The organism is Chryseobacterium sp. A301, from assembly GCF_054489425.1.
In genome coordinates this window covers 1-12,557 of record NZ_JBTMWY010000007.1, presented here as the reverse complement: position 1 = coordinate 12,557, position 12,557 = coordinate 1, and the positions used below count along the sequence as shown (strand labels likewise).

9 protein-coding genes are annotated in these 12,557 nt (G+C 41.4%); all 9 read right to left on the bottom strand.

Annotated elements, in window-relative coordinates; genetic code table 11:
• Positions 1 to 9: 9 nt before the first annotated feature.
• The 9 genes from ACX3PU_RS09945 to ACX3PU_RS09905 all read right to left on the bottom strand — a co-directional run bounded on the left by ACX3PU_RS09945 (position 10) and on the right by ACX3PU_RS09905 (position 12,386).
• Positions 10 to 1,374, bottom strand: coding sequence for an alpha-amylase family glycosyl hydrolase (locus ACX3PU_RS09945; RefSeq protein ID WP_459084886.1), 1,365 nt, complete (start codon positions 1,372 to 1,374; stop codon positions 10 to 12).
• 35 nt (positions 1,375 to 1,409) lie between these two features.
• On the bottom strand, positions 1,410 to 2,516 hold the full coding sequence (locus ACX3PU_RS09940) for a SusF/SusE family outer membrane protein (protein WP_459084885.1): 1,107 nt from the start codon (positions 2,514 to 2,516) through the stop codon (positions 1,410 to 1,412).
• A gap of 15 nt (positions 2,517 to 2,531) precedes the next feature.
• A complete protein-coding gene (locus ACX3PU_RS09935; RefSeq protein WP_459084884.1) occupies positions 2,532 to 3,650 on the bottom strand; it encodes a SusE domain-containing protein in 1,119 nt (372 codons plus the stop codon).
• A gap of 13 nt (positions 3,651 to 3,663) precedes the next feature.
• Positions 3,664 to 5,235 (bottom strand): RagB/SusD family nutrient uptake outer membrane protein, encoded by a 1,572-nt coding sequence (locus ACX3PU_RS09930; RefSeq protein WP_459084883.1) that lies wholly within the window; start codon positions 5,233 to 5,235, stop codon positions 3,664 to 3,666.
• A gap of 12 nt (positions 5,236 to 5,247) precedes the next feature.
• Positions 5,248 to 8,064, bottom strand: coding sequence for a SusC/RagA family TonB-linked outer membrane protein (locus tag ACX3PU_RS09925; RefSeq protein WP_459084882.1), 2,817 nt, complete (start codon positions 8,062 to 8,064; stop codon positions 5,248 to 5,250).
• Between the two features lie 242 nt (positions 8,065 to 8,306).
• Complete coding sequence (locus ACX3PU_RS09920; RefSeq protein ID WP_459084881.1) at positions 8,307 to 9,980, bottom strand: DUF6377 domain-containing protein; 1,674 nt, start codon at positions 9,978 to 9,980, stop codon at positions 8,307 to 8,309.
• A gap of 110 nt (positions 9,981 to 10,090) precedes the next feature.
• Complete coding sequence (locus ACX3PU_RS09915; protein ID WP_459084880.1) at positions 10,091 to 10,717, bottom strand: TlpA family protein disulfide reductase; 627 nt, start codon at positions 10,715 to 10,717, stop codon at positions 10,091 to 10,093.
• A 61-nt stretch (positions 10,718 to 10,778) separates the two neighbouring features.
• A complete protein-coding gene (locus ACX3PU_RS09910; protein WP_459084879.1) occupies positions 10,779 to 11,126 on the bottom strand; it encodes a hypothetical protein in 348 nt (115 codons plus the stop codon).
• A gap of 345 nt (positions 11,127 to 11,471) precedes the next feature.
• Positions 11,472 to 12,386: a glutaminase gene (locus tag ACX3PU_RS09905; protein WP_459084878.1), complete on the bottom strand. Its 915-nt coding sequence runs from the start codon at positions 12,384 to 12,386 to the stop codon at positions 11,472 to 11,474.
• Between the last annotated feature and the right edge of the window lie 171 nt (positions 12,387 to 12,557).

The following is a 12,557-nucleotide window of genomic DNA, read 5'->3' as shown; positions in this document are numbered from 1 at the left end:
TTACATTTTTTACTTTACAAATACACTGTAGCCTTTCTCCATAAGGGTAAGTCCTTTGGAATTAGGGAACGATACTTTTTCTCCTGAAAACAGATCGGTAAACTCTCCACTAGGCATTCCTTCTGGAAATTGCACCTGGGATGCCACGGCTCCAAAATTTAAGACTACAAAAACTTGCTTGTCTCCTCTTGTCCTCGTGTAACTTAGAACTTTAGAATCGCTGGTCTCAATAAACTTAATAGCGCCCCGATTCTTACCGGCTTCTAGGGCAGGATGCGTACGACGAAGGTAAGTCAAATCCTTAAATAAATTAAGGTAAATCTTATTTGCGGGTTCCCATAACACCGGATCGTAATCGAAAAGACTAAGCATTTTGTTCATTCCGATTTCTTGTCCATTGTAAATAAGGGGCATGTCATAAGCGGTAAAATAAAATACGCTTAACGGAAGTACGTTGGCTCCAAATCGAGTAAACTCTGTATTCTCATGAGAGTTCACATCGTGGTTAGTTAAGTAGATCATTCTTCCTTTGTCCTTGTAAGCAGGGTTGTCAAACAGTCCTTGAACTGCCGTTTTTAAGATTCCTACATCACTCCCCGTACCAAACTGCGTTAGTTTTGCACTAAAATCCCAAGCATAATCGTAATCAAATACGCTCATGTATTCGGGCTGGTCGCCTTCTGCAAGCCATGTAATCTTTTTTAGCGGATCGATAGCCGCTCTGGCGTCCGCCCAGAAATCGACCGGGGTAAACACAACGGCGTCGCATCGGTATCCGTCAATATCAAATTCTGTAACCCAGTACTTCATGGCGTCAATCATTTCTTTACGCATGGAGGGATTATCAAAGTTTAGCTCAATCACGTCAAGCCATCCTTCTGGAGAATAAGGTCTTTCTCCCGTGTCGGAGTAAGAGTAATAATCCGGATGCTCGCTCGCCCAAGGGTGATCCCACGCCGTGTGGTTAGCAACCCAGTCTAGCATAATTTCCATTCCTTGGCTATGAGCAGCTTCCACCAAAGCCTTAAAATCTGCTTTAGTTCCAAACTCAGGATTCACATCCGTATAATCCTTGATAGCGTATGGACTTCCAAGCGATCCGTTTCGGTTCACTTCTCCAATGGGGTGAATTGGCATAAGCCAAATAATATCAATCCCTAAATCTTTCAGTCGAGCTAGGTCTTTCTCAACTCCTTTAAAGCCTTCCGAAGAATAGTTTCTTACGTTTAACTCGTAGATGACTTTGTTGTCCATGGAGACAGGACTTACCTGTCCCTTGTCAATCTCTTGTCCTTTTGCATCCGAACTGCGATCGCAACCTGCGAAGGATAGCAGTAGGACAAGACTTAGAAAAAATAATTTATATCGGTTCATGTTCATTCAATTTTATAGTGAATTGTGGCCTTTACTTATTGCTTGATTAAAGCATAGTGACCCGTTAAATCGTTAAAGTAAATTTTATAGTTTCCTGTTTCGTTTAGGGAAGCTCCCGGGCCGTCAAAGACCGCAAGTCCGTAAGGGAGTTCTGCATCGTTTCCACCCCAGTTTTTCCCCCAATCATGATCCGCTCTGAATTTCACGGCGCTCGATTCTGTAAACTCGTACTCAAGTCTCCATTGATGGGGATCAAAGGAACTTTGAGTCATAAGGGGTTCGTTATCCCATCCGCTAAAGCCTCCGATGGGTCCTAGGGTTTGGAAAACCGGTTTTGAACTGCCGTCAAAACTTTCAATCGTCCAGGTTTTATCAAGGGTATTGATGGTGATCGTGTGGTATCCTTCTTCTACATAGAAAGCACCTAGATCTCCAAAGGTTAACTCTCCATTTTCTCCAGCGCAGTACATTTTATCGTAGCCTCCTAGATTTTCTTCAGAAACCATTTTAAAATAACTTCCCTGCGAGAAATAGCCTGTATAGGTATACTCGCCATCCTTATAGTCATTGGAATTTCTAAACAGGATGTAATCCGTATTGGACGGATCCCATCCGTTCATATCTCCAATCAAGTAGATATTAGAAACAAAGGGATCTACAAGTAGATAACTCTTAATCGAGACCGGCACTAGGTTCGAAAGGCTCAGTCCGTGAGAAGATTCCGATCGTACCCGAAGATTAAAGTTATGCACCTCTGTGGATTCAGCGCCCACCAACTGATCAATAGCGGCTTTTAAGCTTTGCGCATGTACGTCAAAAAAGAGCTCTTGCGTTTCTCCAAGAATAAGTGGACTAGAGAAATCACTTTCGGCAAGGTCTATTTCGAGAGTATACTTGGTGTCGTCCGCATGGATGTAATCTCCATTCTCAAACGAGAACTTCGCTTTGCTCCAGCTTACTCTTGCTGCAAGGGGATCTTCACCCTCTGCAGGTCTTTCCAAACTCCAAGAATTGCTTGCAAGGGGGTTTAGCTCTGGCGCAGTAAGAACCACGCCTCCCTGCTCCTCGTGGTATTCACGTTCACAACTCACTAGTGCAAGTAAGGGCAGTACTAGGAAGAATATAGTGCGTATTGTTTTCATGTCCTTAACTCTTTTTTATTGTTTTAAAATCACGTAATGACCGGTCAAATCGTTGAAATGGATTTTGTAGGTTCCAGGAAGGGAAATATCCGTTCCTGCTCCATCGAAGACCCCTTTTCCGTAAGGGTGATCTTCTGCATTTCCTCCCCAATTGTTTGCCCAATCTTTGTTCGCTCTGAATTTAAGGGCGGTAGCCACGGTAATATCAAAGGTTCCACTCCATTGGTGCGCATCGTAAGGGGACTTAGTCATTGGCGGCTCGTTATCCCAGTTGGTAAAGCCTCCAATAGGACCTAACGTACTAAAGGTAGGTTTGCCTGCAACATCAAAGTCCACAATGCTGTAGGTCAGACTTTCTGTATCGATTGTGATGGTTACGTAGCGTTCTACTTCGTTGAAGAAGGCTCCGCCTTCTGCCTCTTCGTAGGCAAGAGTAGAATCGTCTTTTCTAACATACGCTTTGTAGGTACCTAGAGATTCTTCCGGTGTGAACTTAAAGTACGTACCTGCCGCCAGTCTACCTGTGTAGGTATAGGTATGGTCACTCACGGCGTTGGAATCTCGGTACATGATAAATTCTGTACTTGTATTGTTCCAACCGTTCATGTCTCCTATTAAGTAGATGGAAGGAACCGTATCCACGGGTTTAAAGACTGTAACTTTTAAATCCACCGTGTTTGCTGAAATCGCCTGGCTTGCTTTGTTTTCTCCGTAGTAGGCTACGATTCGAAGTTCTAGTTCGGTAGGCTCTAGGGGGTCCGCCTGAAAGGAAGACAAAAGCAGCTGGTTTAAATCTTTCGTTAACACATGGGCATATAAGTCTGAAGTGGCCGCTAGGACACTTGGACTTGCAAAATTATTTCCTTTGCGGTCAATTTCAAGATTGTAGCTGACAGGGCCTCCAGGGGTAGGACTAGAACTTTCGCTTAAACGAAAGACGGTTTCACTCCAATTCGCTGTAAACACAAGGGGATTTTGTCCACTTACGGGTTCTGAAAGGGTAAACTCCGATTGCGCCAAAGGCTTAAGCTCACTTGGACTGACCTCATCTAGGGTCAGAAGCGACTCTTCTCGACAACCCAGTAGGACTAGGAGAAGCAGAAGCGGAGCAAAAAAGTGCGGGATCGTTTTCATAATTTCTTTTCGTTTAGTATCCTGGGTTTTGTTTTAAGTTCGGGTTGGCGGTGAGTTCTTGAGACGGAAGGGGATAAAGTTTAAATTTATCATCAATCGTAGCAATTCCACTGTAGACTCCGTTTTTCCATGGCCACGCATAATTCTTGGTGAACTTTCCAAAGCGGATTAAATCCTGTCTTCTATGTCCTTCCCAATAGAGTTCTCTTGATCTTTCATCTAATAAGAAATCAAGGGTAAGACCGCTGTCTCCGATGAGTGGAGCATTTGCTCTAAGGCGAAGGGCGTTCACATACCCAAGGGCTGTGGACCTACTTCCTCCGGCTCCCCCTCTCACGACGGCTTCTGCGTACATCAGGTACGCATCGGCTAAACGAAAGAGTGGAAAATCGGTATCCGCAAACACGTTGCTGGATCCATCGGATCCGTCTTTCTTCTTGTTTGTGAATTTAGTGACGGACCAACCTTGCGCAAAATCAAACCATTCCGTGGTTTCCTTGGTTCGGTCCTGCTTCCAAAAAAGGGCGCGGTTGTCGTTTTCTCCAAATTGATTGGATAAGGTTTCTTTCGAGCGAATTCCTGACCAAGCCTGAGAAAATCCAAAGTTCCCTTGGGGATCCATATCCGATTTAAGAGCTCCTGCGATAAGGAACGTTGTTCCTCCGTAGGTGGTTGCTCTTCTTCCGTCGTAGACAAAAGAATAAATGATTTCAGGGGATAGGTCATTGTCTGCCACAAAAATGTTTTTATAATTGGGCTCAAGGCTAAAGCCTCCCCCGATGATCTTGGTCAAAGCAGAAATCGCTTCTGAGTACTTGGCCTCCCCTATATAAACCTCTGCATTTAAATACATTTTGGCAAGAAGCATTTGAGCAGTTGCCGTATTGATTTTTCCATAGTTCACCTTTCCGTTGGAAGGAAGCGAAGATTCCACCGCCTTTAGTTCGGATTCAATGAAAGTGAATAGGAAATTTCTATCCTTTTGTTCCGGTAAGTAGGCCCCTACTCCCGATTCTTCAGGAATGAAAGGCACGTTTCCATACAGATCCATTAAAAAGTAATAACTCATAGCGCGAAGAACTCTTACTTCATTTCGTAGTCCTTCCACTTTGCTCGCAAGAGCAGAATCCACTCCTCGACCAGCAAGTTTTTCCGCTGTGGTTTCCCGTAGGAACTCATTCGCATAAGCGATATTCAAGTAAATTCTAGTGTAATTAAGATTGATAATGCTGTTGCTGGAAGTCCATTGGTTGAACTGCATCCCTCTTAGGGTCTCATTGTCCCAAGCGCCCATCACTTCGTCTGTTCCTAATTGTTGCAGGTTCCAATACGAGCGTAAAAAAGTGGCTTCTCCTTGGTCACCTGTGTTTATGTCTGGCATTCCGGCAGGGCCTTCGTTTCCTGAAAGAGAAAAGCCTGCATAGATTTTAGCGGCAAATTGCTCGTAAGAACCCTCGCCTGCCCAAGCGTCCTCTGGCGTCAGAATGGAATCGGTTAAAGGCTCGGTGTCCAAATCTCTTACACAAGAACTTAAAATTCCAAGCGATAAGAAAGAAAGGGCGAATAATAATTTATAGGTTTTCATCTAAGTCCGATTTTAAAAATTAATACTTGTACCTAAAAGGAAGGTAACAGGTCTTGGGTAAATATTGCCGTCATAGCCTCCAAACACTTCCGGATCGAGTCCGGAATAGTCGGTCACTATAAGCGGGTTTTGTACCACGGCGTATACTCTACCTCCTCGGTGTGCCCCACTTTGGCCTTTGAAATTCCATCCTAAGGTGATGTTGTCAATTCTCCAGAACGAGGCGTTTTCCACGTAGTAATTAGAAGTATTGTGACTCGTTTCAAACTGGGTGTAAAGGCTACTCTCTGCGCGGTTTACGATAAACTCATTGGCGTAGACTGAAGAAGAACTTAAAGCGCCTGCTCCTGCTGCAATGGAATTGTAGTTGTAGTTTCCAAGGGAACCATGGCTAGCCATCGACAGGTCAAATGCTTTGTACCTAAATTTGGTGTTAATCCCAAAGGTATAGTCGGGCGTCGCGTTATGGTACGTAATTAAATCGTTCTCGTTTATAAGACCGTCGTTGTTTTGGTCTTTGTAAAACCCTTCGATTGGTTTTCCATTGGTGTCATAGATTTGTTCGTATAAATAGAACATCCCTGCGGCGTACCCTACCTTATGTACGTTTACAGAATAACGACGCATCGTTTGTTTGTCGTCGCCGTAACTAAGAGAAGTAATGGTGTTCTCGTTGTAGGCAATGTTTCCGCCAAGATCCCAAGAAAAATTCTCGGTTTGGATCGGTTTGCTGTTTAGGGAAAACTCAGCTCCTCTATTCTCGAGCGTACCGATGTTGGCGGCAACAAACTCTCTAAAGTTGGTTCCTGCGGCGACTTTGGTCTCCGCATTAATTAAGTCTTTTGTTTTTCTTTGATAAAGATCAATTGCTCCTTCCAAACGTGAATTAAAGAAACTGTAGTCAAGTCCAATGTTGTAAGTCTCAGTCGATTCCCATTTTAAGTTGGGATTGTAAGCGGAAGGCCTAAGGAGGGAAACCCAAATCGGCTCTCCGTTGTTATAGCCTTGCAAGTAGCTCGCTTCGTTTCCGACACTGTGCTCGTAGGTTCCTAAGTAAGGATAATCTCCTTGGTTAATGTCTTGCTGTCCTGTGACCCCGTACCCTAATCTTAGTTTAAGATCGCGAACTACGCTTGAGTCTTTGAACAAATCGTCACTTAGCTTCCAAGCAAAGGCTGCGGATGGAAATAAGGCCCATCGGTTTTCTTTTGCAAAACGGGACGATCCGTCGTTTCTAAGGGTAAAGGTGAACAGGTATTTGTCGTTAATCGTATAGTTCAGTCTTCCAAAAAAGGATACAATATAGTTTTCAGATGCGTAATCATTGGTACTAATTAAAAGGGGATCTCCAAACTCATCGAATCTTGAAACGCGATGTCCGATGTTACTCCCTTCCCGGTAGTAATGCTGCCAGGAGTACCCTCCCATCAAATCAAACCTACTGTTTAAGAAGCCTAAATCTTTGATGTATTGGGCATAGAAATCCACACTTGAGTTTCTTCTTTGCTGATCCCAAGACGAATTAAGCCCTCCGTACAAGTAATCCGAGGGAGCAAGTGCTGGAATTAATTTTGATCCGTCGCTCTTTGAGTAATCGAGTCCTAGATTTAAATTCAGTTTTAGCTCTGGTAAAAAGTGAACCTTGTAATCAAACTGTGCATTTCCGATGAAATTATCTACGCGCGCCTCGTCGCTAGCCATGGTGAGTAGAGACACTGGATTGATCGTTGCGACTTGAATTAGATTCCCATCGTTTCCTCTCCAAGAGTAGTAACCTCCAAAAGGACTGGTTGGATCCATTACACTTTGTGTGGGATCCATGTAAATGGCCGCCCCAATGGCTCCTTGGTTGGCAAACCTATTTTTAATGCTCATGCCTCGGGCATTTACATTAATTTTCAAATGATCCTCAAAAAGGCTGGGAGAAAGCGAGATGCTTCCCGTGTAGCGCTCCATCTCGGAAGTCTTTAAGGTTCCACTCAGTGTGGTGTATCCTAAGGACGCGCGAAAAGGAACTTTGTCTGCAATCGATCCTAGTAAACTTAAATTGCTTTCAGAATTAAAAGTCGTGCGGAAAATCTGCTTTTGCCAGTCTGTATTGGACGTCCCAAGTTTGGAAAGAATTTCCTCAAAGTTTCCTTGGTTCGCGTAACGCGAATTAATAAACGAGCGGAACTCTTCTGCATCTAAGACGGCAATTCCGTCTTTTGGAGTGGATACGGACATGTTCCCATCAAACGTGACTCGTAGTCCGCCTGATCTTCCTTTTTTGGTTGTAATTAAAATAACTCCATTGGACGCTCTCGACCCATAAATGGCTGTAGCAGAAGCATCTTTTAAAATGGTGAAGGATTCAATGTCGGTGGGGTTAATCGCGTTCAGGATATTTCCTGCACCGCCTAAACCTTGGTTGTCAATCGAAACCCCGTCCACAATAATGAGGGGATCGTTGCTTGCGGAAAGAGAAGAGCCTCCACGAATTCGAATGACAGATCCGCCACTTGGCGATCCCCCTTCGCTTACAATGTGAACTCCAGCTACTTTCCCAACTAACATGTCTTGCGCGTTAGGAGCAAACCCTTTGGTCGTTTGATCTGCCTTAATGGCTGTCACAGCTCCGGTCTCATCTCCTTTCTTTACGTTTCCGTACCCAATTAAAACCACCTGTTCTATCAGCTGCTCCTTACCTGTGGTATCACTTGGAATCTCTTGGGCTTTAAGTATCCCAGAACCTAGAACCACGAGAACTAGTGGGAAAACGATCTTCGAGTGAAAGGCAAGCGGAATCCTTTGGAAATTCTCGCTCTCAAATTTAGAAATTGTATTCATCTGCTATTTAGATTTTGGCTTTTCAAAGCTGAAAAAAAAGCTTCGAAGAGGACCTTTTACGATCTAGTCCAAAAGTATAGCATTTGCTCACGCGATTCCACTTGGGGGAAGGCCAAAGTAAAGAATTACAAATCGATATAAACCCTAATGGGTTTATATTCAAACATATAAAGAATTTTAGTCCAAGACCTAAAGTAAACTTTACGTCTTAATATTCGTTAAAATTCCGTTCACATTGGCTTTTAAATCGTGTCATTTTCAAGACCAATCCCTAGAATTTGAGATTCGAAGGCCGCTGGGTTAATCGCTTTGTTTTTGACTTTGCTTCGGTAGTTGTACACGGTTCGAACCGAGTAATGCAAAAAGGTGGCAATCTGATTTTGGTCATTTACTCCCAGACGAATTAAAGCAAACACACGAAGTTCATGGTTTAAACTTCCGTCCTGCCTTTCTTCGTACTGCTCCTCTGTGCGAAGTAAGGCATTGAGCTGCGACATAAAATTTGGATACACGTTCAAAAAGGCTTTGTCAAAATTGCGGTAGAGTTCCTTTAACTCGTCATTGACCATCTGGGAGGACTCTACGATCTTTAAGAGTTCAGCGCCCTGCCCGGATCGAAGTTTTCCGCCTGCAATTCGTTTGAAGTTTTCGAGTCTTGCGATATACTCCGTGCACATTTCTAAGAAACTATGAATATACTGCTCCTTTACAAGATTACTCTCAGACAAATTCTCATTCATAAGGGCCTGCTTCTCATTTGCGAGAAAAAGCTCCTGGTTTAAAGAGACTAATTTCTCATTGATGGAAGAGATCTCTTTTTTAGAACGAGAAACCTTCTTCATTTGGCGAAATATTAAAGCGGCAGCGCCTAGAAGAACGATAGACAAAATAGTCACGACAATAAGCAGGGACTTTAGTCTTTGCTGCTGCGCTAGCTTTTCTTCTTCGTAGGCTTTGTCAATGATGGGAAGGATTCGAGAGACCTGCAGATTTCGAAGTCTTGCATTAAAAAGGTTTGCGTCCTGCAAACTCTTTTTGATGTAAAAGTTAGCTCTTTGAAAATCGCCCTTTTCATAAAGCTTTACAGCAAGCGTACGAAGCGACAAGTTCTCCATAATAGAGCCTCTCACATCGGAGATAGCAGAAAGCGCTAAATAGTGCATCTGCGCATCTCTCTGTCCTTTCATTTCATAAAGATAGGCTAGAATGGACATGTAGATAGAATAGTCTCTCGTGTTTTCTTTGCCCGACTCGTAATTTTTTCGAAGGATTCTCTCGGCCTCATCAAGGCGGTTTTGTTCAATGTATTTCGTGCCTAGATTGACCGCGTATTCCATGGAGGAAGCAGGAAGTATGGCAATCAAAGAATCCCTAACCTCATCTCTTCTTTGCACCAGCCCCTGCGTATCATGTCCTTGTTGGTATTCCATCCAATAGATATAAACCTCAGAAAGCGTTTTTAAATACGCAATCTTTTGTTTTGTGTCCATGACGCTCTGATCAATCTGTTTTAAGATATCTAAAGAGATTGGAAACATTCCCGTCTTAGACTCTACACTTGCAAGTAGAATCCGACTTTGGTTTAATTTATAAGGATCCTTTAGCTCCTTTGCTAGTCCAATGGCTAAATTGGAGTAATGCTGCGCCGAGTCGGCTACAAAAACTTGATAGTTCTCTCCTAGCGAAAGATAAAGTGAATAGCGCTCCTTCAAAGACTTTGTTTTAAGAAGCTGCTTTTTAATTTTCTCAATCGCCTTCGATTTCGAAGAAATATAATCCGCCTCATTCTCAATGGTTTTATCAATAACAGAGATTAAGGAATCTAGTTTCGATTGTCCATAAAAAAGCGAACCCACCACTAGAACTAGCAGTGCGGTCAAAACTCTTTTTGAAGCTTCTTTTGTTAATATTCCCATAAAAAGTCGCCTTTTCTGTTCTATTTCGATGTGATTGCAACAAAAAAGGCTTGAAAAGGCGAAGGTAAGATTTATTCTAACAAAATTAAAACGATCTTCTCTGTAGCGACTTACTCCGCCATCAATTTAGAAAGCTGCTCTTTAAACTTTGGGGCGTCGTAATTGGCAAAACCTTTGTGGTGAAGTGCTATATTCCCGTTTTTATCTAAGACAAGCGTTGTAGGTAGAACTCCTTTGTACACTTCACTTGGAACAGGTCCGAGCGTCTGATAAAAAGGCATTGTAAAGTGCTCCTTTTGTAAGTAGTTTTTAGCTAGACTAAGATCGGAGTCTTCATTCAAAAGCAAAAAAAACACATTTGGATCGTCTTTAAACTCTTTGTATAATGCCTGAATCGAAGGAAACTCTGCGCGGCAAGGGCCGCACCAAGAGGCCCAGAAGTTAATAAAGACCACCTTCCCTTTTAAGGAGGATATCGTTTGAACTTCACCCTTCTCATTCGCAAAAGCAAATTCGACTGGTGGAAGCTTTTCAGATTCTGACGCGTTCGATTCAATTTTTGGATTGAATAAACCCGTTAGCATAAGTCCACGTATGGTAAAAGCTTTAAAGTCAGGACTTAGGAACATGGCGGCCATCAAGCCTAGCATAAGAACCGTAAATCCATTCTTTTTTAAGAAAGACCAAAGTTTATTTTGGCCTTTCTGAGGCTTTGTATTTTGATTATGATTGTTCATTGGTTTGTTATTAGTGTGTAAGCTCCCCCGAAAACAGTACGGTTTAAAAGTATAAAATTATTTAACTTTCATCTGATGAAGTTTCAAAATCTGCCAACCAATCTAAATCTTCTAAAGTTCCAATCTCAGTATATGCAAATAAGTCAATAAACCACAAATCATAATTTATTGTGAATCCATTCATTTCAGAATAAATTGCTTTTATATTGAAATCACTTTTATGATTAGTATAAAATGTTGAAATATATTCGACAATATTTTCAGTTAAAGGCTTTAAATTTCTATTAATAATATTATTAAACTCAGTTTTAGGTAATTTGTTAAATTTCTTTTCAGTTAAATCAATTGCCTCACCAAGTCTATTCTCGTTTAAATATTCGTTTAATTCGTCAGCTAAGTCAAAGTTCATAAATGTTTAAAATTTTTGGTTGGATTGATTCGTTCTTAAATGGTTTCAAATAACGTTTCTGTGCTTTGCGAAGTTGCGGAGAATTGAAGCGTTAAGTTTCAATTCAGCCGAAACGTAGCAAAAGCCACTAATATTTGCTAATTTAATAAAAAAGCCAATATGATTGGCTTTTGCGGTATTTACCCAAAAACTTTAGTTCCACCTCAAACCCGAAATTTTGCAAAACACATGTTGTGTACAGTTTTCATGTGTTATTATTTATTTTTATGGGTCACATGGAATACGCCAGATTGGTTATAATATCATCTTCGGTTGGTGATTTGTTTCAATCATGGCTATTTCATCTCAAAATATCGATAACTGAGATTTTGTTGTAAACTCTTCAAGAAATTTCATCCCTTTATATGAATTTCCTTTTTCATTCAATTTCGGACTCCAAACTGCAATCGCATAATGATTTGGATGGATTGCAACAATCCCTCCTCCAACACCACTCTTTCCAGGAAGTCCAACTTTAAAGGCAAATTCTCCAGATTCGTCATAAAAGCCACAAGTTTGCATTAGTGCATTTATTCTTTTGCATTGGCTTTTGGTAAGTATCGAGTTGTTAGCAAATATGTCACAGCCATTGTTTGCTAAAAACAAAAATAATTCTGAAAGCTCTTTGCAATTCATTTCAAGAGAGCAAAGATCAAAATAGAAGTCAAGAACATCTGAGGGTTCATTTTCAATATTTCCAAAGGATTTAATGAAATTACATAATGCCACATTTCGAAATCCTACGCTTTTTTCTGAAGCAGCTATATTGCGTGAATAGTTTAATTCTGAATTATTGGAAATGCTTCTAATAAAAGATAAAAATTCTTCTTTTGGGTTTTTCAGATTGCTAAGTAGAATATCTGAAATAACAATTGCTCCAGCATTTATAAAGGGATTTCGAGGTATGCCTTTATCTGCTTCAAGTTGAACTAGAGAATTAAATGCTGTTCCTGAAGGTTCTACTCCAAGTCTTGTCCAAATTTTCTCGCCAAGAATACTATATGCTAAGCTTAGTGAAAGTACTTTTGCAATACTCTGAATCGAAAATTTTTCGTTAAAATTGCCAATACCAAAATTAGTGTGGTCAATTGTTGATATGAATACTCCAAAACTTTCCGAATCAACGTTAACCAACTCAGGAATATAAGATGCCAATCGTCCTTTGTCATCTGTATTTTTAACCTCTTCATAGGTTGCCCTAACTATTTCTTCTAAATTCACCTCTTTTTTAATTTAATTGTACACAACGTTTCGGGGCTTTGTGATGGTGGGGCAATCGAAGCACAAATCTTCAATTTTGCACAAAAGTTAAACCGAAGAACAACCGTTGAATTTTGCAGTTTCGCCCCACTATTGCAAAACCCTTGTTGAACTAAACCTCCGGTAGCTTTT

What these genes read in the sequence shown, in the direction of transcription:
- ACX3PU_RS09945 (WP_459084886.1), bottom strand. Translation starts at nt 1,374, where the DNA reads ATGAACCGATATAAATTATTTTTTCTAAGTCTTGTCCTACTGCTATCC.
- ACX3PU_RS09940 (WP_459084885.1), bottom strand. Translation starts at nt 2,516, where the DNA reads ATGAAAACAATACGCACTATATTCTTCCTAGTACTGCCCTTACTTGCA.
- ACX3PU_RS09935 (WP_459084884.1), bottom strand. Translation starts at nt 3,650, where the DNA reads ATGAAAACGATCCCGCACTTTTTTGCTCCGCTTCTGCTTCTCCTAGTC.
- ACX3PU_RS09930 (WP_459084883.1), bottom strand. Translation starts at nt 5,235, where the DNA reads ATGAAAACCTATAAATTATTATTCGCCCTTTCTTTCTTATCGCTTGGA.
- ACX3PU_RS09925 (WP_459084882.1), bottom strand. Translation starts at nt 8,064, where the DNA reads ATGAATACAATTTCTAAATTTGAGAGCGAGAATTTCCAAAGGATTCCG.
- ACX3PU_RS09920 (WP_459084881.1), bottom strand. Translation starts at nt 9,980, where the DNA reads ATGGGAATATTAACAAAAGAAGCTTCAAAAAGAGTTTTGACCGCACTG.
- ACX3PU_RS09915 (WP_459084880.1), bottom strand. Translation starts at nt 10,717, where the DNA reads ATGAACAATCATAATCAAAATACAAAGCCTCAGAAAGGCCAAAATAAA.
- ACX3PU_RS09910 (WP_459084879.1), bottom strand. Translation starts at nt 11,126, where the DNA reads ATGAACTTTGACTTAGCTGACGAATTAAACGAATATTTAAACGAGAAT.